A 23936-nucleotide genomic window follows, 5' to 3' on the forward strand; every position below is an offset into this window, starting at 1 on the left:
CCTGTCCACTCAAATTTATATTATACTCTAATACCTTATTCATTTCGCTATCTTAATTATCAGCCCAAATTGCCAATTTATTCTCTTGTTTTTAGATGAGCTATTTTAATATTTATCCCCCTAATTAAAAGAATTTTACATTTTCTATACATCTGCCAAAAAGCCTGTCAAGGGGAGGGAAGATTCCTACCCACCATCATTTTAGGAGATGTCTAATACAACTGCATCCAGAATTGCGTTGAGCATTCTTCCCGACTTGTCCCAAATACTCAAAAACACGCATCCTGCCTGTGCTACAGGAATTACGGGAGAGTAATAAATGCTGAAATCTAGACAGGGTAAGCGGTATAGGAATTTTTGAATTAGGGGTTGCCACAACCAGAATCTGTGTGCTATTATTAGTTACTGTCATCTTGGAGAGGTGGCTGAGTGGTCGAAAGCGGCAGATTGCTAATCTGTTAAGGGTGTTAACATCCTTCGAGGGTTCAAATCCCTCCCTCTCCGTTTAGTATGTAATATGCTTAAGCTCTAGAAACCAGATTTAAAAACTGAGGATGTGCTTTTCCCCTACACAAGGGGATATGCAGAGGTAGTGGATAAGTCCTGAATTAATTAAAAAACATATTTTTCCGCTACGCGCCAGTACCGGGAAAAACGCTTCAAATCAATGTAGCCATCGTAGCGCACAAAGGGTTCTGGGGATAAAATTTCCACAGGGAGCGATCGCCCAATTGTGATACAAATATCCTGAAACCGAGGACTGGGACTTTCCATAGTCACTATTTGATTGGCACTGAATTCTTGAGCAAAAGCCATAACTTCTGTCGCCACATCGCCACGACGAATAATTACTGGCAATTCCAGCAAACATTCGTAAATAAACAAGATGCGCTTGAGACTTAACTGCCATTCATCGATTAGCGCATCATCCCAAACCCAAATCGCCGGCGCATTTGGGTAGGCTTTAAAAACCGGACTTTCGGGGTTTAGACAGTCTCCATGTAGCCAAATAATCGGATTGTTCATAAATGTGTAATCGGGAATCGGGAATCGGGAATTGGTGATGACCACCAACCAATAACAAATTAGCGAGGTTTTTTAGGACGATTCCAACTTTTAGAACCGCCACTGCGATCGACCTTTTCTGCCCCAGGAAACAACTTCCCTTCCAAATATTCGTAACTCCCCTCAAAATCACATTGTCCGTACAGAGGACAATCGCCACAATATACCCCCTTAGTGTAACGTTCCAAATTCTCCCGATTAAAAAAATAAGCCTTGTGACTAAAAGTGCTGGCTACCCACTGCCAAGAAAGATTATTACTCGCAGGATCTCCATCTAGCAAATGTGCCAAAAACCAGCGAGCTCCAGCTTGCCAGCCCACTTTGCGCCAGTGTACGAGATAAGCGGCCATCCACATCCGCTGGTGATTGTGTAAATAACCAGTTTCTTGCAACTGGTGGCTGAAACTATCGATACAAACCAAACCTGTTGTTCCCTCAACGATATCTTCGGGCATGGTTTCGCTGTAAGATGAAGCGGTATAGCCAGTTTTATAGGGTTCTCGGTCTTGCCAAATCCCCTCTCCCAATTCTGCATAAAGTCGCTGCCAATAATCTCGCCAACCCAACTCGTTAACAAGTTTCACTGCATCTTCTTGATGTCGCACCTTTGCTAGCACCAGATCCCGGACTTCTGCTAGGCTCAAAACGCCGTAACGTAAATAGGGCGACAAGCGAGTTACCGCGCCGTTGAGAAAGTTGCGGGTTGAGCTGTACTTGCTGGGATCGACTTTTTGTAGTGCTGTTTCGGCGGCTTTACGCCCGCCTAGGGTAGGGGATACGTGACTGTCTCTGGTGGCGGCTTCGGGGAACTGTTGGCGCAGGTAGGTAATTAATTCTTCGCGGCTGGCAAATTCCCGCTTCATGTCCTGAGTCATTTTTCTTAATCCCCTGTTATTGTTCCTGAATGTTAAAGCTATACACTCAAGATTAAATATCATAGCAAAATCTTATGGCAACTTTTCCGACGGACGCCAGTGCGATCGTCAGCTCAAGTACACAAATGAAAAATAGCGAAATTCAAGAGTTCGATCGAGCCATGATGCGTCGCTGCATAGAATTAGCCCGTCGCGCTCTCGGCAAAACCGCTCCCAATCCCCTCGTGGGTGCTGTAATTGTCCGCGACGGCAAAATTGTCGGCGAAGGATTTCACCCAGGTGCGGGCCAACCCCACGCCGAAGTTTTTGCACTGCGGGAAGCTGGGGAACTCGCGGCCGGAGCCACGGTTTATGTGAACCTAGAGCCTTGTAACCACTATGGACGGACTCCTCCCTGTTCCGAAGCTTTAATTCAGGCTAAGGTGGCAAAAGTAGTGACTGGGATGGTCGATCCGAATCCTTTGGTGGCGGGTACAGGACTTGCTCGGTTGCATTCCACTGGCATTGAAGTTGTGGCTGGGGTAGAAGAGGAAGCTTGTCAGAAACTGAATGAGGCTTTTGTACACCGGATTTTGCACCGCCGTCCTTTCGGAATTTTGAAATATGCTATGACTTTAGACGGTAAAATTGCTAGCACTACCGGTCACAGCGCTTGGGTAACAGGCGAGGCGGCTCGGAGCGAAGTACATGGGGTGCGTGTCGGCTGCGATGCTGTGATTGTGGGAGGAAATACGGTGCGTTTGGATAATCCTCAATTGACTAGCCATCAACCCGATCGCCATAATCCCCTACGGGTGGTGATGAGTCGATCGCTCGATTTGCCCAAGTCGGCTCGTTTGTGGGAAACCTCTGGTGCACCTACTTTGGTGTTCACAGAGCCTGGGGTTAATCTGGAGTTTCAAGCATTTTTGATGGCAAAAGGGGTGGAAGTTGTGGAATTGTCGCCACTGACACCGACTAATGTTATGGGTTATTTGTACGATCGCTCTTTTCTGTCTGTACTGTGGGAATGTGGCGGCACTCTGGCGGCAAAAGCAATTGCTGACGGTGCGGTGCAAAAAATTATGGCTTTTATTGCTCCTAAAATTGTAGGAGGCTCCCAGGCTCCAACTCCTGTGGGAGATTTGGGGTTTGCCAAAATGACTGATGCTTTAACTTTAGAGCGAGTTTCTTGGCGCACCGTGGGTACAGATTGTTTGATAGAAGGCTATTTGAAAAGTCAAGATTGAAAGCTGAAAAATCAAAGGTAATCTCTCTTTTAAGTTGAGAATTTTTAACTTTTAAGTATTTCTATGCTGGAAATTTTGATTTGGAGTTTGATGGTTGGGAGTCTCGGTTTAGAGTCTGCGCTGGCGGGGGTGTTCATCAACCGCCAGCAATTCGCTATGGGGCAACAATGCGATGAGGAGGAGGAAGTTTTGACTCGCTACGAATCTCAAGAGGAACATTTAGCTGGCCGAGATAATTCGCAATCTAACGGCAATCCTAGACCTGATACTACGGTTGTGGAGTATAAAATTGTGCGGGCTAACAGCGATTTATTTCGGAATCCTGCTATTTTTCAAAAGCTGTGTCGAGAAGAGGCGGAAGTTGGCTGGATGCTGCTAGAAAAGCTGGACGACAGGCGGGTGAGGTTCAAACGTGCGATCGCGCTTCGGGATAGCCAGAGGTCAGATTTGCCAGCCTTTGACCCTTACCGCACTCATTACGGCCCCATGTTGAATGGAACTACTTTGGCAGGGGCGATCGTGTTTCTGAGCGCCATGGTACTTCCTGCTATTTTGGGCTATGCTTTGGTGTCTACGACTCTAATCAGAAGTCGCTCTAATGTGCCTTTGGCTCCTATTCAATCTATGCCTTCTCCGGGAACACCAGATAATACGAATTAGTTATTGGTTATTGGTTAAACAAATAACCAATAACCAATAACAAATAACCAATAACTACTGACTAGGAGCGGATGTCAATGTCAAGTTATAATTTGTATCACCTTCAAATTGAGAAACGCGCAGAAAATATGTACCAGCAGGCAAAGCTCCATTACTCACAATCTGTTCCGCAGCCGTACCTAAATTATTAGACGAAGCAATAATACCACTCAATCCCACTGCACCTTGACCGTTGATATCCTGAATTAATTCTAGATCCGCATCTGCACTCAAACCATCCAGAGTTGCACTGAAAAGGCTAGGAGTATTCAAGATAAAACTATAAATATCCGTTGGTTCCGCAGCACCTACAAAATCATTGAAATTTTTAGTTCCTGTGAGAAGATCTAGGTTTTTAGCAACACTTAAATTATCAGCAACATCTGGTAATGTACCCAAAAGTCCTTCGGCTTGACCAAATTGAATGTAGTGCTCGATCGCACTTTTTACCACGCCATTTCTTACTGCTGCTGCTACCAGTGGATACTTGGCTAAATAAAATTCAGGATCGAAGAAAGGACTGGGTTTGCGAATTTCTGTTTGACCGATTTTCAGAAAGTGTTCAAAGGCTGTAACTTGATTGGTTTGAACTACTCTTTGAACATCGGGGTTACTGGTTAGGTAAAAACTAACATCAAATAAAGGGTTGGGACTTCGACGCTCAAATTGACCGTAGGTAATAAAATGATCGGCACCCGAAAATTTATTTTTTTCTCCAGATACGGCTACATCGGTGTTTGTTTCTAAATAATAGCTGGCATCAAATAGGGGATTGGGGTCGCGATTTTCAAATTTGCCAATCTTTTGGTAGTGATCGAAGGGACTCGATACGGTACCTCTGGCGACGGCTACAGCAACATCGGGGTTGTTTTCGAGGTAAAATTTGCGATCGAAAAGAGTTCTGAGGGTTAGCATTTTTATAACAATCTATGTAGACTTAACCTGGAAAGTGGATAATCACATTTAATCAATAATCCAGTTCATATCAAATTTTTGTGAAGGTGTCTAGGTTATGGCTAAATCTGCACTGATGACAATGCTGCGTCGCGCTTCGATAATTGCCCAGAAGTCAATGGCAACGGGTATTCCGGCTGATGAACTCGTGGGGATGCTCACAGATCGCACTTCCAATTTTCCCATATCTCGGCGCGGATTGCTACGGGGGGGTTTGGCGACGGGGGCGGCGCTGGCTGCTGCGACTTTGACGCGGGAGGGAGAGGGGGCTTTTGCTCAACAGCAAGGTCGATCGCCCATTTTGGTTGTGGGGGCGGGAATTGCCGGTTTGACGGCGGCCTATCGGTTGCGTCAAGGGGGTGTACGTGCCGATATCATTGAGGCAACTAACCGCGTGGGGGGGCGGATACGCACTATTCCGAAGGTGGCTGGAACTTTGATTTCGGCGGATGTGGGAGGAGAATATATTGATAGTGGTCATACTACTTTGATTTCCCTAGCGACGGAATTGGGCCTGCGAGCGATCGATTTAGTTGAGACGCAGAGGGGATTGGTCAAGGATACCTTTTTCTTGCAAGGACGGCGATTTTCTCTGGAACAATTAATCACCGATTTTGCGCCTATTGCTAGTAAAATTAGGGCGGATTTGGAGGGAATTGGAAATAATATTGACTATCAAGATTTTACGGAAACAGCCGAAAGAGTGGACAATCTTTCCATCGGTGAATATTTAGATAGTGTAGATACTAGCGTCATTGTTAAGCAGTTACTCCGCATTGCTTACACTACGGAATACGGTTTAGATGTGGACGAACAGTCTGCGTTAAATTTGCTGTTTTTAATTGCTTCTGAGGCTGAGAGTTTTGAGTTGTATGGTGACAGCGATGAGCGCTATCAAATTGAGGGTGGCAACAGTCAAATTGTCAATGGTTTGGCGGGTCAATTGTCTGGTTCCATCGAAGCGGGGACTGTTTTGGAAGCGATTAATATTTTGCCGGATGGCCGTTATCGGGTAAGTTTGCGAGCGGGACAAAGTGCATTCGATCGCACCTACGAGCGAGTTTTGTTAACTTTGCCCTTCAGCACTCTGCGAGACGTTAATATCAATGTGCCTTTACCTCAACCGAAACGACGGGCGATCGAGCAATTGGGCTACGGTACTAATTCTAAGTTAGTTACGGGCTACCGCAGCCGTCTCTGGCGGGAACTTTATAAATCCACGGCTTCTGTGTTTACAGATTTAGGATTCCAAAATTGTTGGGAAGCTACACCTTTTGCTCCTACGCCTAATGCCTTAGTTACTAATTTTACAGGAGGCAAACAGGGTTTGGCGATCGGTAGTGGGCTTCCTGAAGAGCAAGCCCAAAAATTCTTGCAACAATTTGAAAAAGTTTTCCCTGGAGTGAAAGATTTGCGATCGGGTAAAGCTGTGCGAGCTTTTTGGTCTGGAGAACGTTATTTTAAAGGTTCCTATTCTTGCTACTTAGTCGGACAATGGACACAAATGTACGGCGTTGAAGGCGAAAAAGTTGGCAATTTATATTTTGCAGGGGAACACACCTCCCTAGAAAATCAAGGCTATATGGAAGGAGGTTGCGAAACTGGACAAAGAGCGGCTTTGGAAATTTTGCAAGATTTGGGTTTGACAAGTTCTGCTAATGCTTTGAACACTCGTTCAGCTAGTAGTTTAAAAACTCGTAGACCTAGTCGAAAAGTTCCGGGAGCAAGGAATAGTGAGAATAGGAAGCCCAGTATTAGATGATAGGGAGTAATTGCTGAAACGGATCTGAATTGGTGTCAACTGAAGCTGTCAGCGTACCAAGTCTGTTAGTCATCCCACCAGTCTGACAGGGGTTTAAACCCCTGTCGAACTATCAATTTTACCTGATTAATGTAACAAACAAAAAATTACGCTTCTAGACTTTTCTCTATAACCTAAATTATCTCTCAGATATTATAGCAATCCTAAATCCTTTGTGAAATTTCTCTCTTACCCCCTCCCCGCGAGTTTGGGGAGGGTTGGGGTGGGGTAAAAACTTTACGACTCCTGCAAGGATTGCTATATATAAATAGATTATCTTCAATTTTATGTAAATTATCTTGTATAATTAACTTCATAAAATCAACTAAAAAATATGAAACTTTTACATTTAACCGTAGCTTTCTCAATTTTGTTAACGCAGCCGCTCTCCCCTAAATCTTTGCTAGCCAATACGGCAAATCCTTTAACTCAAAGTCTCGTCGAAAGAGACGAACCGTTTTGCTACATGAGAACTACCGATGGCAAAATAGTAGATTTAGGGAAATTGTGCGAAAATAAAACACCATCAAACATTTCGCAAAGTTGTATTACTGGTTCCAACATTGCCGCGAAAGTTTCCATAAATAACGTAAATTATGACGGCAAATTTTTAAGTGGTCAAATCATCAATCAAGGTTGTAAAATTGTCAAGAATATCAAAGTTAACTATGAGGTTTTGGATGAGTTAGGTAATCCCATAGACAATGGATTCATTACCACTCAACCAGTGACGGTTGAACCAGGAAAGTCAGCCACCTTTCGGGGAGAAGTTGTGGCGGGGGCGAAGGTATTGGCGACTCACGCAGACGGTCAAGAATGATTTTCGATATGTGCCCGATCGCTGTTATCATGTTTTGACTCAGATATTTCTAAACACAACACTTGCAGATGCAGAATAGCTTGAAAACGCGATCGACTTATTGGCAAATCCTACCCTACCTCCGTCCCCAAAAGCAAACCATCGGTAAAGCATTAGCTTGTACCTTAGTATTTACTGTCTGTTGGCCGATTATAGCGTGGCTGGTTGGCGAAACAGCCAAATTTATAGGCCAAGGAGATTTAAAAGGATTCGCCCAAATTGCAGCACTTAGTGCCATTATATTTCTGATTCGGGGAACAGTCCAGTACGGTCAAGATACGCTGATGGCAAAAGCAGCTTTGACTATTGCTTTAGAAATCCGCAAAAAAGTTTACGCACACCTGCAATTACTGAATCTTGGCTATTTTGAAACTGCAAAAACGGGAGATTTATCCTATCGCCTCACTGAAGATATTGACCGCATTGGCGAAGTCATAAATAAATTTTTTCATCAGTTTATTCCTTGCATTTTACAGCTAATTGTGGTAATGGGATATATGATTTATCTCAACTGGCAATTAACTTTAGGTGCATTAATCATTGCACCGTTGATGGCACTATTAATTAGCTGGTTTGGAGAGAAACTGCTGAGTTACTCGCGAGAAAGTCAAAATCGAATCTCTGACTTATCATCTTTGCTAACAGAAGTATTCAGCGGTATTCGTTTAATCAAAGCTTTTGTAGCCGAAGAATATGAAATTTCTCGATTTACAGAAGCAGCGGAACAAAATCGTCGGGCTAAATATTTATCCGAACGAGTAAAAGCACTTCAGTTCGTGGTAGTGGGTTTTCTCGAAGCAATTAGCGTAATTTTGTTGTTTTTCCTGGGAGGTTGGCAAATTGCTCAAGGAAATCTCACAGGTACTGAATTTATTAGTTACATCGCGGGAGTAGCGCTGTTAATCGATCCGATCGCCATTACTACTGCTAATTACGGTGATTTCAAACAGGGAGAGGCATCTAGCGATCGAATTTTTGAACTATTAGCAATTGTACCCACCATAGTCGAAAAGCCTGGGGCGATCGAACTTCCCCATGTTACGGGAAAAGTCGAATACCGCAACATTAATTTTGCCTACCCCCTCGATCGGGAGGTAAAACAACCTCAACCCGCCCTCGAAAAGGAGGTAAAACAACCTCAACCCGCCCTTGAAAAGGAGGTAAAACAACCTCAAACCGCCCTTGAAAAGGAGGTAAAACAACCTCAACCCGCCCTTGAAAAGGAGGTAAAACAACCTCAACCCGCCCTTGAAAAGGGGGTAAAACAACCTCAACCCGCCCTTGAAAAGGGGGTAAAACAGCCTCAACCCCCCCTTAATAAGGGGGGGCAAGGGGGGGTTCCCATTTTACAAAATATGAGTTTACTGGCACTTCCGGGAGAAATGATTGCCCTTGTGGGCGCATCCGGTGCCGGGAAAACTACTTTGGTAAACTTATTACCCAGATTTTACGATCCGCAAGCTGGACAAATTTTAATTGATGGGATTAATATTCAAGATGTGACATTAAATACACTACGGAGGCAAATCGGGATTGTACCCCAGGAAACTATTTTGTTTTCCGGGACAATTGCTCAAAATATTGCCTTTGGGCGCTCTTATTACGAACTCAAAGATGTGGAAAAAGCGGCGCAAATTGCCAACGCCCATCAATTTATTAGTGATTTTCCCGACGGCTATCAAACTTGGGTTGGGGAAAGGGGTGTAAATTTATCTGGAGGTCAAAAACAAAGAATTGCGATCGCCCGTGCAGTGCTGCTAAATCCGCGAATTCTGATCCTGGATGAAGCGACATCGGCTCTAGATTCAGAATCAGAAGCTTTGGTACAGGAAGCGTTGGAAAGATTGATGCAAGACAGGACTGTATTTATTATCGCCCACCGTTTGGCAACTGTGCGGAAAGCCGACAGAATCTTAGTTTTAGAAAAAGGGAGAGTTATGGAGTCAGGAACCCATGAGGAATTGCTAGAAAAAGGCGAGCGTTATGCTGGTTATTATGCTCAGCAATTCAGTTAATTAAAGTAAATAAGACCGATCGACTCCGCCCAAGAAACCAGGGTTTTATCTAAACAGAGTGCCATAAGTTATTAATGATGAGTAATTAGTAATTCTCACTCTGCTCTTCCTCTGTGTCCTCTGCGCTCTCTGCGGTAAAAAAAATCCGATCAAACCCTAAAGAAGATCGCTCAGTTATACAGTTGAGATTTTCCTTCGGTTTAACTGTACGGCGCTGGTTTGGGATTTCTGAATTCTTTTTGCCCAGGCCGTCAAACATTGATTGCTCAAAGGTTAAAGACTTCACAATCCTTCCTAAGAACGGTGCTTTCTACTTAGAAATGTCTTATGAAGTAGAATGTCAGCAGCATGATTTAGATCGCAGCCAAGCATTGTCAATCGACTTGGGAACGCTTGAGTGTCATTTTAAATCTTCCAGTTTAATCCTAGGATCGATCGCCTTGAGCAACAAATCCGCCAACAAATTACCAACAATCAACATCGCAGAACCCATCATCAAAGTTGCCATGACTAAATACAAATCTTGATTAGTCACAGCATCCAAAGCCAGCTTTCCCAAACCCGGCCAATTAAAAAAAAGTTCGGCAATAAACGCACCACTCAACAAACTAGCAAACTCAAAACCCAACAGCGTAATCAATGGATTAACCGCATTCCGTAGAGCATGAAAATAAATTACGCGATTTTCTGGCAAACCTTTAGCCCGTGCCGTCCTGATATAATCTTGACGCAGTACATCCAATAATTGTCCCCGCATCAATCTTTGCAAACCTGCAAAACCCGTCAGACTCAAGGCGACTGTTGGCAAAATTAAGTGCCAGCCGTAATCCATGATTTGACCCCACCAAGGTAAATCTGCGTGGTCAATACTGGTCATTCCTCCTACAGGAAACAGAGGCGATGTATTCTGGGCGAAAAATAGCAGTAGCAAGGCCATGATAAAGCTGGGAAATCCTTGTCCTGTGTAGCTGACTACTTGCAAAACGCGATCGACTGTCCGGTTTTGATTGACAGCGGCGATGATTCCCAAGGGAATAGCGATCGCCCAAGTTACAATCAAAGAGGCGATCGCCATTAACAGCGTCGCCGGCACCCTTTCCCACAGCAGCGAAGCCACCGATCGCTGATACACAAAACTCGTACCAAAATTACCCCGCGTTACAATTTGTTGCAACCACAACCAATACTGAACAAATGCTGGTTTATCTAAGCCGAACTGTTGTTCGAGTTGCTTAAGAGTCTCCGGCGAAATCTTCGGATTTTGGCTCAAAGTATCCAAGTAACTTCCCGGTGCAAGCTCAATAATTGCAAAACAAAGAATAGATGCTAAAAATAGCGTTAACAGAGCCTGCAACAGTCTCTTGAAAACATAGATAAATGTATCACCAGCAAACAGAGAACTCAATACTCGGAAACTTCGGTTCAGTTTAATAGAAGTCATAGCATTTTAGATTTTAGATTTGAGATTTTAGATTGGTCAACGATCTAAAATCCATTGGTATCGAAATTATTCATCTCTCTGTACTCTTCCTCTGCGCCCTCTGTGGCCTCTGCGGTTAAAAAGTCTTTATTCAAAAGTTAACAGTCAACAGTCAACAGTCAACAGTTAACCGTCAACCGTCAACCGTTAACAGTCAACTGACTAATACTCAACTAGCGTCACAATTGGTACATCGGGCAATTTCTGTCTGCCGCCCAAACCCTGCAATTCAATTACAAAAGCAAAACCCACCAGTTCGCAGCCAGCTTGTTCTAACAGCTTAGCCGTTGCAGCCGCGGTCCCCCCAGTGGCGATTAAATCATCCACCACTAGCACCCGACTACCCGATGCGATCGCATCTTGGTGCATTTCCAGTCGATCGCTACCATACTCCAACTCATACTCAGCAAAATGAACCGCTGATGGCAATTTCCCTGGCTTGCGGACGGGAACAAAGCCCACTCCCATTTTATAAGCCAAAGGCGTCCCAAATATAAAGCCCCGCGATTCCATGCCTACCACATAGTCAGGAGACATTGCAGAGCATTTTTCGGCTAAACTGTCAATAGTATGGCTCAGTCCTTGGGGGTTTCGCAACAAAGTTGTAATATCTCGAAACATGATTCCCGGTTTTGGGAAATCAGGAATATCGCGAATCAGAGATTTGAGATCCATAAGCTTGTAAAGTGGGGGTTTAAGAGTAACAAGGCATCAAAAATGGTACACCAATAATGTCAAAAATTAGAAACTAAAAATAAAAAATAAAACTAATAACTTTTTAGCGTTTTATTTTTGAATTGGTTAAAACAGTACCTACCATCCAAGGAAATGTCATAATTTCCTAACAACAGGGTTGAATATTCAGATTTTTCGCCCTAAGATCTAAAGTCAAAAATCTCATATCTAAAATCCAATGATCAAGTTGGCAGCACGAGTGGGCGAAGTTCCTCCTTCCATTACCTTAGCGATCGCAGCTAAGGCAAAAGCCATGAAGGCCGAGGGGATTGATGTCTGTAGTTTGAGTACAGGAGAACCAGATTTTGATACCCCAGAACATATTAAAGCAGCGGCAAAGCAAGCTTTAGATAGTGGTAAAACTAAGTATGGCCCGGCCGCTGGGGAACCGGAGTTAAAAGCTGCGATCGCCCGTAAACTCCGCGATGACAACAACCTCCACTATCAACCTGAGAATATCATTGTCAGCAACGGTGGTAAGCATTCTCTCTACAATCTGATGATGGCTCTGATTGAGCAGGGAGACGAAGTAATTATCCCTGCTCCCTACTGGCTGAGTTATCCAGAAATGGTCAAACTAGCCAGCGGTAAACCAGTAATTGTCCAGACTGATGCTTCTACGGGATATAAAATCACCCCGGAACAACTGCGTCAAGCCATTACCCCCCGCACCAAGTTATTTGTCCTCAATTCCCCATCTAACCCTACGGGAATGGTGTATACTCCAGCGGAAATCAAAGCACTAGCAGAGGTAATTGTCGAGCGAGATATCTTAGTCGTTTCGGACGAAATTTACGAAAAAATTATATACGACGGAGCCCAACACGTCAGCATCGGTTCCCTAGGCAAAGAAATATTCGATCGCACCATCATCAGTAGCGGTTTTGCTAAAGCTTACTCCATGACTGGCTGGCGCATCGGTTATTTAGCAGGACCGATCGAATTAATCAAAGCTACCAGTACCGTTCAAGGACATAGTACATCCAACGTGTGTACCTTTGCACAGTACGGGGCGATCGCAGCTTTGGAAAGCAGCCAAGAATCTGTGGAAAAAATGCGTCTGGCTTTTGCCGAGCGCCGTGAAGTAATATTTGAATTACTCGATGCTATCCCCGGAATTAGCTGCACCAAACCCGATGGTGCTTTCTATATGTTTGTCAATATCAGCAAAACTGGCATGACTTCTCTAGAATTTTCCGAAGCTTTATTAGAACAGCAAAAAGTAGCAGTTATTCCCGGTATTGCTTTTGGTGCAGATGACCACATTCGCTTGTCTTACGCCACCGATTTAGGCACAATCAAAAAAGCTGTGGAAAGGCTTGATAAATTTATCCGCCACGTCTAAAAATTCGTTAGTAGTCAGTGGTTATTTGTTGTTTGTTATTTGTTGTTTGTTGTTTGTTATTTGTTATTTGTTGTTTGTTATTTGTTATTTGTTCCCAATGACCAATGACCAATGACCAATGACCAATGACCAATGACTAATGACCAATGACCAATGACCAATGACCAATGACCAATGACCAATGACCAATGACCAATGACCAATGACCAATAACCAATAACTACAGTTGTTTAGTCATAATCTCTTTGAGCAAATCCAGCCCCTTCTTAACACGCCGAGAAACAGTCACCGCACTAATACCCAACCGTTCAGCCGTTTCCTTCTGCGTCAAATCATAAAGAAACACAAACTCCAATATCTCACGAGTTCGTTGTTCCAACATAGACAAAGCTTGCTGCACCCGAATTTGGTCTTCTTGAGCCAACTGAAAGCTGCGATACTTGCTATCGGGCACCAATGCTCCCAGACAAGTAGTCCCCTCATTTTCATCTTGCACCGGCGCATCCAAGCTCAGAGGTGCCCGGTTGAGGTGGGCCAGCTTAATTTCTCGCCATTCTTCCACAGAAACTTCCAACACCGCGGCAACTTCCGCATCTGTAGGATTTCGGTTGAACTGGACTTGCAAATCCTTAATCACGGATACAGATTTGCGTTCCAGCGATAACCAGTGTCTCGGAACTCGCACCGAAGGGCTTTTATCCCGTAGATAGTGCTGAATTTCCCCCCGGATGTAGGGAATTGCAAAGGAACTAAAGGCGTGTCCCTTGGATAAATCAAACCGCTCAATCGCTCTGATCAAACCAATACACCCAACTTGCAGCAAGTCGTCGTAGCTTTCCCCGCACTGGTTGAGCCAGTGATGAACTTCTTTTCTCACCAATCCGATATTGAGTTTAACTAACTGATTGCGGACTTCATTGGATGCAGAACTTTGGTACTCGCGCAACAATTGCAAGTTTTCGGTTTTTAGTTCGTTTGGGACTGTGGTAGACATAGTGGCATGGGGGTTGGTAGAGCAGAGCAGTGATTTGGCCTTAGATGTAGATTTCTAATCTAGTCTAAAAAATTCCTATTTAATTGGTGTAATCCTAGCACTTGATAGCTGTGACAGCCGACACATCTGTTGAGCTTGGCCAAGGTGCAGTGATTTGGTGGAGTCCTGCGCGGGTATGATTTTACCCCTAGGGTCTTACAGGTATAATTTTTCGGATTTTTTACAGTGGGTATTGTAATTCACAATCTATTTTAGTGCAAGACTTTAATTAATTTAAAAATAAAATTTTACAACCCACAAACGATAATAATCAAATCATAAATGTATTGATTAGTCAACAGTCCTCAGTTACATTCCTTCCTACTGTTGGCTAATCAATAAAGAGTAGTATCTTTAGAGTAAGAAACTACTAAGCGTGCGATCGACCGTCCAGTCAAATTCTAGGATACAGAAGGCTCAATGCGAGCATAAAAGATGCCACGGATTTTTACATCCAAAGCAGGTCTAGCTCCCAAATCTGTATCAGAAGGCTGTATACTTTCAAAAATACCGCCAACTTCTCCGGTGGTGTTATCTACTTTAGCAACTTGGAGAGAAATTTTACCCGCCTTGGTGCTGGTATCAGCTAACTTAACATTAGCCCGCACACGCTTGGAATTGTCAGAAGCTGGAAGCGCTACAGCATTGTCATAGCCAGTCGCAACGCCACGACCTTTAGGGTCTAAAAAGCCAGCGCTGCGGTAAGAAGGAACGTTGAAAGTCCCTTGCAAATCTGTGGAAGTATTGATCGCAACTACTCCGGGTTCGGAAGTAGCAACTAACTCTTTAATGGTGAACAAGAAAGGTACTTGTTCTCCACCAGGTAGCTGAATCGTAATTGCTTGAAAGTCCAAGCCGTCTTCTTCTGTAAAAGTCAGAGTTCCGTCAGTACCAACCTTGAGAGTACCTTGCACTTGGTCAATGCTAGACGTGAACCGTGTCAGCAATTTACCAGGTACAAATTCTGCCTCTTGGCGTTTATTTGCTGGTTCTTCCTTAACAAAATAAGTGGTGGGCTGCAAACACAAACCAGTAAGCTTATAGGTAGCACCCGCTTCAATGGCGATCGAGCCGCGAGAAGTTTCTGCCAAGCTAGGGCAGTTATTTGCCAATCCAGTACCTCTAATCTGGTCGTAGGTGAGTAACTCCGTAGTCGCCACCGTTGTATCAGGAGCAGAAGAACAAGCAACCAGTGCACTCATGCAAAATGCTAAAAGTGCCACAATTAAAGAACGATATTTCATTCCAAACCTCAATATCCAACATCGGATTATATTAAGAAAAAACCCTACTTCGAGCCAAATATAATTGCTCGCGAGCAGGCTATGCCAGTCCAACCATCCGAAAGCCCTCACCGGCTTAGACTCAAAAAGTCGAGCGAGTACGGCGAAATTAAGCCATAACTTAGGATTTCTCAAAATCTGCGGATCGTAGCACAATACACATGGTACGACGGGTTGTGCTCTTTTCTTGACTTAGACTACAAATTAATATTGCCTAGGTCAACCTACTTAAGTTAGGTTGCTTATGACCCCGAATGGCGATCGCGACTAGCTCGATTTAGTCTGCTGATACTCAGATTGGGGACAAACGCCTTGTAGATTTCAAAGGAAGCAGCGGTATGGACAACGGCAAAGATTTAGAGTCAGGAAAGTTGCAGTCTCAACTGCAATCCCTGACAGAGGCGATTCGGACTTTAGCCGAAAGTTGTCAGGAAGACAGTGTGCTGCTTTTGGCTTTGCTGCGGACACTGGAAAGTTCGCACCGAGAAATTCGGGACGGTTTGTTTCAAGCGTCTTTTCCCGAAAACCGCCAAGCACTGTATAAACTGCTCAGGAATATAGAGGCCAATGGTGGCTGGCCTTACATCCACCGGATGAAACTGCGCGAGCTCTTAGGCTACACGGAAGAACTATCTCTGCTAGAAGATTCTCGAACCGAGTCTGATGGTGAATCGGCCCAGAATCCGCAAGCTCTTAAATAGTTGTGCTGTGTATGAGTTATGAGTTTTAAATTAACTCATAACTCATAACTAACTCGCGCGATCGGCATCTGGCCTAAAATCCGAAAGGTGTAGGAGGTACGGGTATCGGACTCGGCAACATCGAGGGAAATATCGGTGTCGGGCTAGGGATAGGCAAAAGTCCGGAGGTAGGTGTTGGGGCGATCGAACTAATCGTCAGCAAAGGAGAATCCGGCAGGTTAATTGTCGGGGGAGAAGGAATCCTCGAAGCCGTCGGAGTCGGAGTTGTCGCCGTCGGAGTCGGAGTTGTCGCCGTCGGAGTCGGAGTTGTCGCCGTCGGAGTCGGAGTTGTCGTCGTCGGAGTCGGAGTTGTCGTCGTCGGAGTCGGAGTCGGAGTTGTCGCCGTCGGAGTCGGAGTCGGAGTTGTCGCCGTCGGAGTCGGAGTCGGAGTTGTCGGATCTGTAATTGTAGTGGTAACTGTAGTGGTAACTGTAGTTGTAGTTGGTCTGACAGGAACCGTCCCAGTCACAGATACAAAATCAGTAGCCTCAATTAAGCCCGCCGGAGTGTCTGTCAAAATTGCCAACAGCTTCCCGTCCTTCTTCGTCGTAATGACTGTATCCCTCCGGTTTGCACCGTTGCCTTGGGTAATTGCCAAGTCAGTAAAAGATAAATTAGTCGGCAGTCCAAAGAAATCTTCGGCCTCATTGTAATCAGTAATCAAAGCCAGACTGCCTGGTCCTGCCCCCAGCACAAATATATCACTGCCACTTCCACCAGTCAGGGTATCTGAACCCTCACCTCCGCTCAAACAGTCATTACCCTCTGCCCCAAATAAATTGTCATTGCCAAAACCGCCCAAAAGTGTATCGTCGCTGAGGCCGCCAGCTAAGGAATCGTCCCCAAAACCACCGTCGAGAATATCGCTGCCTTTGCCTCCAAACAGGAAATCATTATCTTCACCTCCCTGTAGCAAATCTTCGCCTTCATCGCCCCGCATGGTATCGGAACCAGTGCCGCCAACGACTGTATCGTTAGCCTTGCCACCAAATATCTGGTCATTGCCACCGTCTCCGTAGAGCGAATCGGTACCGGCACCACCGTATAAAGTGTCGTTCCCATCTTCACCTTTGAAGTAGTCCTTGCCATCACCGCCAAATAATTGATCGCTACCACTACCGCCGTTGAGAGAATCATCGCCGGCATCTCCGTAGAGAAAGTCGTCATCACCATTCCCAAATACCGAATCGTCGCCATCACCGCCGGTGAGGGTGTCGTTGCCAGTACCGCCAGCAATCACATCCAAACCTGCGTTGCCACGAACTAAGTCATCCCCTGCGTCTCCGAACACGGTGTCGCTATCGTCGTTGCCATCGAGGATATCGTTGCCCAAACCACCGCGAATGGAGTCATCGCCGTTGCCACCGCTGGCCGTATCGCGGCCTTGGCTGCCAATAATTTCGTCGTTTCCTTCACCACCAAAGAGCGAATCGGCTCCATCGCCTCCAATCATTTGGTCGTTGCCACTATCGCCCTCTAGGGTGTCATCTCCTGTGGCACCCAAGAGGGTGTCATCGCCATCTAAGGCACGAATGCGATCGCCTTGGGGAGTTCCGAGCAGAAAATCATTGCTGTCTGTGCCGATTAGGTTTGCCATAGGGGATACACTGCTCCTCAATCAAATAATTTGTTTTAAATTAGGTCGATCGCCTTTAACACCAAGCATTATCGCTTGCCTACGTTAGCATAGTTGAGATATTGGTCTGGCTGTATGGGACTAGATAATTTTTGCCATTGTCGGGAAGTGCGATCGGGCCAATACCCAAATCCCCTACTTCCCAGAAGTTGTCATGGCCCTAAAAGAACATTAGACCTGTAGCAAAAACACTGTTAAGGGCTAGTTGGATGCCTCACCCCTACCCGCCACAATAATTATGGGATATGTCGGTTCAAAACGGAATTTCCTCATCTTCATCTTCCACCGTCTTAGCCCTCATCCGCCAACTGGTAATATACTCAATTTCCACATCAATTTGATTAATAGCTTCCCCTAACCGTTTTTGAATATATTGAGTCAGCGTCACCCTAAAGTCCAATTCAATCCCCAGAGATTGCACCAGTCTTGCCAAACTCGCAAAATCTACTTTCATCAAACAAGAACTCGACAGCTTAAAATGGGGAGTGTTTCCCTTGTTTTGCGCCATCATTGCTTTTTTTACACGCTCTTTTAGATGGTCAACTTCTGAATCCAAAAATTTCCATTCAGGCAAAATTTCCTTGTACCTTTCCCCCAACACTATTAAATCATCACTCACAGGTCGTGGCGCAATTTGATTAGTTGATTTTCGCCGCTGCTGTGCGTTAAACATCAACCGCCAACTCTGCACCTCTTCTACTGCCAAAGATGGATGCTCGATCAGTTGCCCTAACTGTCTTTGAATTTCCTTTGTCAGTGTCACCGGAAAATGCAACTCAATCCTCTCAGCTTGTGTCAGATTGGCCAGGGTCATAAAATCTACTTTCATGGCGATCGAACTGGATAGCTCAAAATAAGCACTGTCTTTCAGTTTTTTGGCCACCATCCCAGTTTTAATGCGTTCTTTCACCTCAGCAAATTCTGAATCTAGGGGTTTCCACCGAGCTTCTATATTCTGATATTTCTCCCCCAATGCAGTCAAGTTTTCACGGGCTGGATCGGGATAAGATTTGTGAAAAATTTCTAGCAAGTGGCGATGCACTCTCGCTAAATACACCACATCCATCTTGGCATATTCTACCTGCTTTTCTGTCAGGGGACGCTTTCCCCAATCGCTCCCCTGTTCTGTTTTATCTACATAATTAATATTACAAAGTTTTTCTATTAAAGTTTTGAGTTGGCGGTTAGGTAAGGGGAGAATATAATAAGGAATTTTTCGCGAAATATTCAAAGTGCAAGTTACATTTGTGGCCTCATCATTTCCCAAAAACCTGATGTCATAGCTGGCATTGTGCATCACTTTTTCAATATTTGGATTGACCATGATTAGGTTGATAAAATCTGTTACTAATTCCGGTTGCTCCAAAACATCGAGCAGAAAAGTAGCATCCCCAGTCAAGTCTCTAGGGTCAGCTAATACTTGAATTAGAGATAATCTGGGGTGGGATTTATAATCCGCTATTTCTGTATCAATCCACAGGATTCTAGATAGGGCAAATTTAGCGATGAGCGCTTTGATGTCGTTAGCTACTGTTAAATAAGGCATTTCTAGAAAATTCAACTATTAATTTGATGATATAATTATCCTATCAAAAAAATGTCTAATTATTCAGAAAATACCCAAACAAAAAGCGCCCCTATTTCTAGGAGCGCTTTTTGTCTATCTCAAACTCAAATTTAGCCATTGATAGCAGGAGCAACCACAGCCACAGGAGTAGATGCACCAGCGGCCAAGTCTAGTGGGAAGTTGTGAGCATTGCGCTCGTGCATAACTTCCATACCTAAATTAGCGCGGTTGATGACATCAGCCCAAGTGTTGATCACGCGACCTTGAGAGTCGATAATCGATTGGTTGAAGTTGAAACCGTTCAAGTTGAATGCCATGGTGGAAATACCCAAAGCGGTAAACCAGATACCGACAACTGGCCATGCACCTAAGAAGAAGTGCAAGGAACGGCTGTTGTTGAAAGAAGCATATTGGAAAATCAAACGACCGAAGTAGCCGTGGGCTGCAACGATGTTGTAGGTTTCTTCTTCTTGACCGAATTTGTAACCGTAGTTTTGGGATTCGGTTTCGGTGGTTTCACGAACCAAGGAAGAAGTAACGAGAGAACCGTGCATTGCAGAGAACAAAGAACCACCGAATACACCCGCAACTCCCAACATATGGAAGGGGTGCATCAAGATGTTGTGTTCGGCTTGGAACACGATCATGAAGTTGAAGGTACCGGAGATACCCAAAGGCATACCGTCAGAAAAGGAGCCTTGTCCGATCGGGTAGATCAAGAATACTGCGGTAGCAGATGCCACAGGTGCAGAATAAGCGACGCAGATCCAAGGACGCATACCCAAACGGTAGCTCAATTCCCACTGACGACCCATGTAGCAAAAAATGCCGATCAGGAAGTGGAAAATTACGAGCTGGTAAGGGCCGCCATTGTACAACCACTCATCGAGGGAAGCAGCTTCCCAGATGGGGTAGAAGTGCAGGCCGATCGCATTTGACGAAGGAACAACAGCACCAGTAATGATGTTGTTACCGTACATCAAGGAACCCGCAACTGGTTCGCGGATGCCATCAATGTCTACAGGAGGAGCTGCTACAAAGGCAATAATGTAGCTGATGGTGGCGGTCAGCAGAGTAGGAATCATGAGAGTGCCGAACCAACCAACATAAATGCGGTTGTCAGTGCTAGTTACCCACTCGCAGTAACGTTCCCAAACGTTGCCACTTTCGCGACGCTGTACGCTTGTTGTCATGTGGTTATGATTGCTTAATTGAATTTTCAAGGTTCATTGTGGGGACATCCCACATCCACATTGATAACATTAGTAACTCCTGTTTGCAAAGGGGTGAGTGCTGATAATTTTCAAAATTTACAAATATTTATAACTGTTTGATAATAGTAAAAAAATGTATCGCTCGATTAAGATTTATTACAGAAAACCTGGTTTAAATATAGTTGTAGAAATATCGAAATTAATTAATTGATTGTAGATTATTTCCGCCAGTTTAACTAACAATTCTTCAGTTCGATTTGCCTACCTACTTTAGATACATAGGGCTGATCTCCCATTTTCGGGTGCGCCCGGTCAGTTTTTGGAACAATTTTTTAGGGGTTCTGGAACTGACCAGCCCCCATGGTTAAGTGCTAAACCTTTAGCCAGGGGGCCATTTCATGTGACGCCCGCCCAGAATGTGAAGGTGCAGATGATCTACAGTCTGGCCGCCGTCGTTCCCATTGTTAATCACAACTCGATAGCCGTTAGTCAGTCCGGCTGCTTCAGCTACCCGTTTCACAGTCAGCAGCAAGTGTCCCATGAGAGCATGGTCTCCTGACTCGGCATCGGCTAATTTGGGAATAGGCTGTTTAGGTATGACCAAGATGTGGATTGGTGCTTGGGGATTCACATCTTTAAACGCCAGGGCTAAGTCGTCTTCGTAAACGATATCTGCGGGTATCTCCCGACGGATGATTTTGCTGAAAATAGTGTCTTGAGATGTCATAAGTTTTAAGGAAGAAGGAAGAAGTCACGCTCCATTAGTGTCAACAATCGTCTGAAAGCCAGTCATAGATATCCTCCCTAGCCCCTAGGGCTGTTTCATTCTCAAAAAAATGATGATGGGGAATCATACCCATCCCTAGCCCAGGGCTGTTTCATTCTCCAAAAAACGAGGGCTTTGTAGGGGTAGTGGATGGTGCGTGCCTACCCCCCCACAGACCATTTTCAGTCATTTCAGGCATTGGGGCAACCGGGCGTGGGATTGCCCCTACAAGAGAATGAAACAGCCCTGGGGTAGTGGATGGTGCGTGCCTACCCCCCCACAGACCATTTTCAGTCATTTCAGGCATTGGGGCAACCGGGCGTGGGATTGCCCCTACAAAGAATGAAACAGCCCTGACCCCTAGCCCCTCCCTGGAGGGGAACCGGATCTATTGGCTCGCCTCCCTGGAGGATGGTAAGTACACACCATGCTTTCAAGCTTCAGTTGACACTAATGGTTATCGCCCTGCCCCTGAAGGGGGGATGGGGAAATTTAGGAAGAGGGAAAAGGGAATAAGGAAAAGTTTTGGTTACTATTTCCAGTTTTCGGTTCCATCGTTAATCATAATAGATGATAGATGAAAGATAGCCGAACAAGGATCAAACACCATGCTTGCTAGGGTTTGGAGTGCATCGATTGTTGGAATTGACGCGGTAAAGGTTGGTGTTGAGGCGGATGTGTCGGGAGGGCTACCGAAAATTGTGGTGGTGGGGTTGCCCGATTCTGCGGTGCAAGAAGCTAAGGAAAGAGTTAGGGCGACGCTGAAAAATTCAGGATATGCTTTTCCGATGCGGAGTATTGTGATTAATTTGACTCCGGCGGATTTGCGGAAGGAAGGGCCGAGTTTTGATTTGCCGATCGCCATTGGTATTTTAGCAGCATCGGAACAGGTCAGCGGTGAGCTTTTGGGAGATCATTTGTTTTTAGGAGAACTTTCTTTAGATGGAAGTTTGCGCCCTGTGGCTGGGGTTTTGCCGATCGCCGCTGCTGCTGCCAAAATGGGTATTTCAGGATTGATTGTACCCGCTGCTAATGCAGAAGAAGCGGCCTTGGTACAGGGCATATCTGTCTATGGTTTTGAGAATATTTTTGCAGTTACTGATTTTTTAAATAATCCTGAAGTTTATTCGCCCGTAGAAGTAAACGGTAGACAAGAGTTAGCAAAAACCCGGTTTTCCGGTTTAGATTTAAAGGATGTCAAGGGGCAAATTCACGCGCGGCGGGCTTTGGAAATTGCGGCGGCGGGGGGACACAATTTGATTTTTGTCGGGCCTCCAGGGAGCGGTAAGACGATGTTGGCGAGACGTTTGCCTGGTATTTTGCCGCCACTGACGTTTGAGGAAGCTTTGGATGTGACTCAAATTCATTCGGTGGCAGGGTTGCTGAAGGATAAGGGTAGTTTGGTGGGCGATCGACCTTTTCGCAGTCCTCACCATTCAGCATCGGGGCCTTCTCTTGTCGGTGGCGGCAGTTTTCCGCGTCCGGGTGAAATTTCTTTAGCACATCGTGGCATCCTTTTTTTGGATGAATTAACTGAGTTTAAAAGAGATGTTTTGGAGTTTTTGCGGCAACCGTTGGAAGATGGTTATGTGACAATTTCTCGAACTAGACAATCGGTGATGTTTCCGGCTCAATTTACTTTAGTTGCGAGTACAAATCCTTGTGCTTGCGGTTATTATGGTGACGCGATTCAACAGTGTACTTGTTCGCCACAAAAGAGGGAGCAATATTGGGCAAAACTTTCTGGGCCTTTGATGGATCGGATTGATTTGCAAGTGGCGGTGAATCGTTTGAAGCCGGAGGAGATTACGCGACAGCCGACGGGGGAGGAGTCGGAACCGGTGCGGGTGAGGGTACAGCGCGCAAGGGCGATCGCCACTCACCGTTTTAGGTCAGAATCTAGTTTGCGGTGTAATGCCGAAATGCAAAGCAGCCACATTAACACCTGGTGTCAGTTAGATGATGCTTCTCGAAATTTATTGGAGATGGCGATTCGGAAGTTGGGGCTTTCGGCTAGGGCTAGCGATCGCATTTTGAAGGTTGCTAGGACTATTGCTGATTTGTCGGGGGATGAAAGTTTGAAAACCAATCATGTGGCGGAGGCGGTGCAGTATCGGACGATCGATCGGATGCAGTAGGGGCGGTGCCCCCGTGCCCGCCCTCCGATCGATCGGGCAACCACTCGGATCGATCGGGCAACCACGGGGGGGAAGAGCCCCTACAAGAATTACTCACTATATTGCCGATCGATATTTGGAATGAATTTTCCCGCAGTTGTTGCAGCTTTCAGCCATGCTGTTTTGGTAATCTGTACTTCCTGCAAAGCTAATTCTGGGGTTTCGCCAAAAGCAGAACAATATTTTAAATCTGGAATATCGGCAATGTAGCCTTCATCTTCGTGGCTGTAAAAAATATTGATGCGATCGTCTTTCATAGTTAATCATCCTCGTTTCTCACAATTCTTGTCTGTGTTTTGTGGTTTTCTCGTAAGTGTGTCGGTGAGTGCAAGGCTGCATAATATCAGTAAAATTACGCAATCTGACAGCAAAAACTCGCTCTTCTTTTGACCGCTGGACGATCGGACTCTAATCGCTATTCATGGGTTATAATACTTGAAATTATCCAGGCCAATTAAATTAT

At 45.1% G+C, this 23936-nt stretch carries 20 protein-coding genes and 1 tRNA gene; 9 read left to right on the forward strand and 12 right to left on the reverse strand.

Features of this window, described 5'->3' with window-relative positions; all coding sequences use genetic code 11:
- Positions 1 to 415 precede the first annotated feature (415 nt).
- Positions 416 to 504 (forward strand) — tRNA-Ser (locus tag AAFP14_RS06235).
- Positions 505 to 612: 108 nt separating this feature from the next.
- On the opposite strand, the gene AAFP14_RS06240 is transcribed toward AAFP14_RS06235, so the two are convergent.
- Positions 613 to 1026 (reverse strand): hypothetical protein, encoded by a 414-nt coding sequence (locus tag AAFP14_RS06240; RefSeq protein WP_341731426.1) that lies wholly within the window; start codon positions 1024 to 1026, stop codon positions 613 to 615.
- 59 nt (positions 1027 to 1085) lie between these two features.
- Positions 1086 to 1940, reverse strand: coding sequence for an FAD-binding domain-containing protein (locus AAFP14_RS06245; RefSeq protein WP_341731427.1), 855 nt, complete (start codon positions 1938 to 1940; stop codon positions 1086 to 1088).
- A 74-nt stretch (positions 1941 to 2014) separates the two neighbouring features.
- Here AAFP14_RS06245 and ribD point away from each other — a divergent pair, with 74 nt between their 5' ends.
- Positions 2015 to 3169, forward strand: a complete 1155-nt coding sequence (gene ribD / locus AAFP14_RS06250) for a bifunctional diaminohydroxyphosphoribosylaminopyrimidine deaminase/5-amino-6-(5-phosphoribosylamino)uracil reductase RibD (RefSeq protein WP_341731428.1) — start codon at positions 2015 to 2017, stop codon at positions 3167 to 3169.
- Between the two features lie 63 nt (positions 3170 to 3232).
- Positions 3233 to 3829: a hypothetical protein gene (locus AAFP14_RS06255; protein ID WP_341731429.1), complete on the forward strand. Its 597-nt coding sequence runs from the start codon at positions 3233 to 3235 to the stop codon at positions 3827 to 3829.
- A gap of 54 nt (positions 3830 to 3883) precedes the next feature.
- Here the strand turns inward: AAFP14_RS06255 and AAFP14_RS06260 are convergent, their stop codons facing one another.
- Positions 3884 to 4783, reverse strand: a complete 900-nt coding sequence (locus tag AAFP14_RS06260) for a PPC domain-containing protein (RefSeq protein WP_341731430.1) — start codon at positions 4781 to 4783, stop codon at positions 3884 to 3886.
- A gap of 97 nt (positions 4784 to 4880) precedes the next feature.
- On the opposite strand from AAFP14_RS06260, the gene AAFP14_RS06265 reads away from it, so the two are divergent.
- The 3 genes from AAFP14_RS06265 to AAFP14_RS06275 all read left to right on the forward strand — a co-directional run bounded on the left by AAFP14_RS06265 (position 4881) and on the right by AAFP14_RS06275 (position 9497).
- Complete coding sequence (locus AAFP14_RS06265) at positions 4881 to 6584, forward strand: flavin monoamine oxidase family protein (protein ID WP_341731431.1); 1704 nt, start codon at positions 4881 to 4883, stop codon at positions 6582 to 6584.
- Positions 6585 to 6957: 373 nt separating this feature from the next.
- Positions 6958 to 7443 carry an FxLYD domain-containing protein gene (locus AAFP14_RS06270; RefSeq protein WP_341731432.1) on the forward strand — a complete coding sequence of 162 codons (486 nt, stop codon included), beginning with the start codon at positions 6958 to 6960 and terminating at the stop codon, positions 7441 to 7443.
- 68 nt (positions 7444 to 7511) lie between these two features.
- Positions 7512 to 9497 carry an ABC transporter ATP-binding protein gene (locus tag AAFP14_RS06275; RefSeq protein WP_341731433.1) on the forward strand — a complete coding sequence of 662 codons (1986 nt, stop codon included), beginning with the start codon at positions 7512 to 7514 and terminating at the stop codon, positions 9495 to 9497.
- A 400-nt stretch (positions 9498 to 9897) separates the two neighbouring features.
- Here the strand turns inward: AAFP14_RS06275 and AAFP14_RS06280 are convergent, their stop codons facing one another.
- Both AAFP14_RS06280 and AAFP14_RS06285 read right to left on the reverse strand, forming a co-directional pair.
- Positions 9898 to 10938 carry an ABC transporter permease gene (locus AAFP14_RS06280; protein ID WP_341731434.1) on the reverse strand — a complete coding sequence of 347 codons (1041 nt, stop codon included), beginning with the start codon at positions 10936 to 10938 and terminating at the stop codon, positions 9898 to 9900.
- Between the two features lie 201 nt (positions 10939 to 11139).
- Positions 11140 to 11652: an adenine phosphoribosyltransferase gene (locus AAFP14_RS06285; protein WP_341731435.1), complete on the reverse strand. Its 513-nt coding sequence runs from the start codon at positions 11650 to 11652 to the stop codon at positions 11140 to 11142.
- Positions 11653 to 11890: 238 nt separating this feature from the next.
- On the opposite strand from AAFP14_RS06285, the gene AAFP14_RS06290 reads away from it, so the two are divergent.
- The gene (locus AAFP14_RS06290) at positions 11891 to 13057 is read left to right on the forward strand and encodes a pyridoxal phosphate-dependent aminotransferase (protein WP_341731436.1); all 1167 of its coding nucleotides are present in this window, start codon (positions 11891 to 11893) and stop codon (positions 13055 to 13057) included.
- A 220-nt stretch (positions 13058 to 13277) separates the two neighbouring features.
- Here the strand turns inward: AAFP14_RS06290 and AAFP14_RS06295 are convergent, their stop codons facing one another.
- Positions 13278 to 14051, reverse strand: coding sequence for an RNA polymerase sigma factor SigF (locus AAFP14_RS06295; RefSeq protein WP_341731437.1), 774 nt, complete (start codon positions 14049 to 14051; stop codon positions 13278 to 13280).
- Between the two features lie 440 nt (positions 14052 to 14491).
- Complete coding sequence (gene psbO / locus AAFP14_RS06300; protein WP_341731438.1) at positions 14492 to 15334, reverse strand: photosystem II manganese-stabilizing polypeptide; 843 nt, start codon at positions 15332 to 15334, stop codon at positions 14492 to 14494.
- 377 nt (positions 15335 to 15711) lie between these two features.
- On the opposite strand from psbO, the gene AAFP14_RS06305 reads away from it, so the two are divergent.
- Positions 15712 to 16074: a hypothetical protein gene (locus tag AAFP14_RS06305; RefSeq protein WP_341731439.1), complete on the forward strand. Its 363-nt coding sequence runs from the start codon at positions 15712 to 15714 to the stop codon at positions 16072 to 16074.
- Positions 16075 to 16147: 73 nt separating this feature from the next.
- Here AAFP14_RS06305 and AAFP14_RS06310 read toward each other — a convergent pair whose 3' ends face one another.
- From AAFP14_RS06310 to AAFP14_RS06325, 4 genes are all read right to left on the reverse strand, one after another.
- Entirely contained in the window at positions 16148 to 17710 is a 1563-nt protein-coding gene (locus AAFP14_RS06310) for a calcium-binding protein (RefSeq protein WP_341731440.1), read from the reverse strand.
- A gap of 292 nt (positions 17711 to 18002) precedes the next feature.
- Positions 18003 to 19295 (reverse strand): ribonuclease D, encoded by a 1293-nt coding sequence (locus AAFP14_RS06315; RefSeq protein WP_341731441.1) that lies wholly within the window; start codon positions 19293 to 19295, stop codon positions 18003 to 18005.
- A 131-nt stretch (positions 19296 to 19426) separates the two neighbouring features.
- Positions 19427 to 20509 (reverse strand): photosystem II q(b) protein, encoded by a 1083-nt coding sequence (gene psbA / locus AAFP14_RS06320; RefSeq protein ID WP_341731442.1) that lies wholly within the window; start codon positions 20507 to 20509, stop codon positions 19427 to 19429.
- A gap of 400 nt (positions 20510 to 20909) precedes the next feature.
- A complete protein-coding gene (locus AAFP14_RS06325; protein WP_341731443.1) occupies positions 20910 to 21257 on the reverse strand; it encodes a histidine triad nucleotide-binding protein in 348 nt (115 codons plus the stop codon).
- Positions 21258 to 21904: 647 nt separating this feature from the next.
- Between AAFP14_RS06325 and AAFP14_RS06330 the strand changes: the two genes are divergently transcribed.
- Positions 21905 to 23434, forward strand: coding sequence for a YifB family Mg chelatase-like AAA ATPase (locus tag AAFP14_RS06330; RefSeq protein ID WP_341731444.1), 1530 nt, complete (start codon positions 21905 to 21907; stop codon positions 23432 to 23434).
- Between the two features lie 89 nt (positions 23435 to 23523).
- Here AAFP14_RS06330 and AAFP14_RS06335 read toward each other — a convergent pair whose 3' ends face one another.
- Positions 23524 to 23730 carry a type II toxin-antitoxin system HicB family antitoxin gene (locus tag AAFP14_RS06335; protein WP_341731445.1) on the reverse strand — a complete coding sequence of 69 codons (207 nt, stop codon included), beginning with the start codon at positions 23728 to 23730 and terminating at the stop codon, positions 23524 to 23526.
- Positions 23731 to 23936 lie beyond the last annotated feature (206 nt).

The sequence above is a fragment of the Microcoleus sp. EPA2 genome (assembly GCA_020882975.1).
In the GTDB taxonomy this organism is placed as follows: domain Bacteria; phylum Cyanobacteriota; class Cyanobacteriia; order Cyanobacteriales; family Microcoleaceae; genus Microcoleus.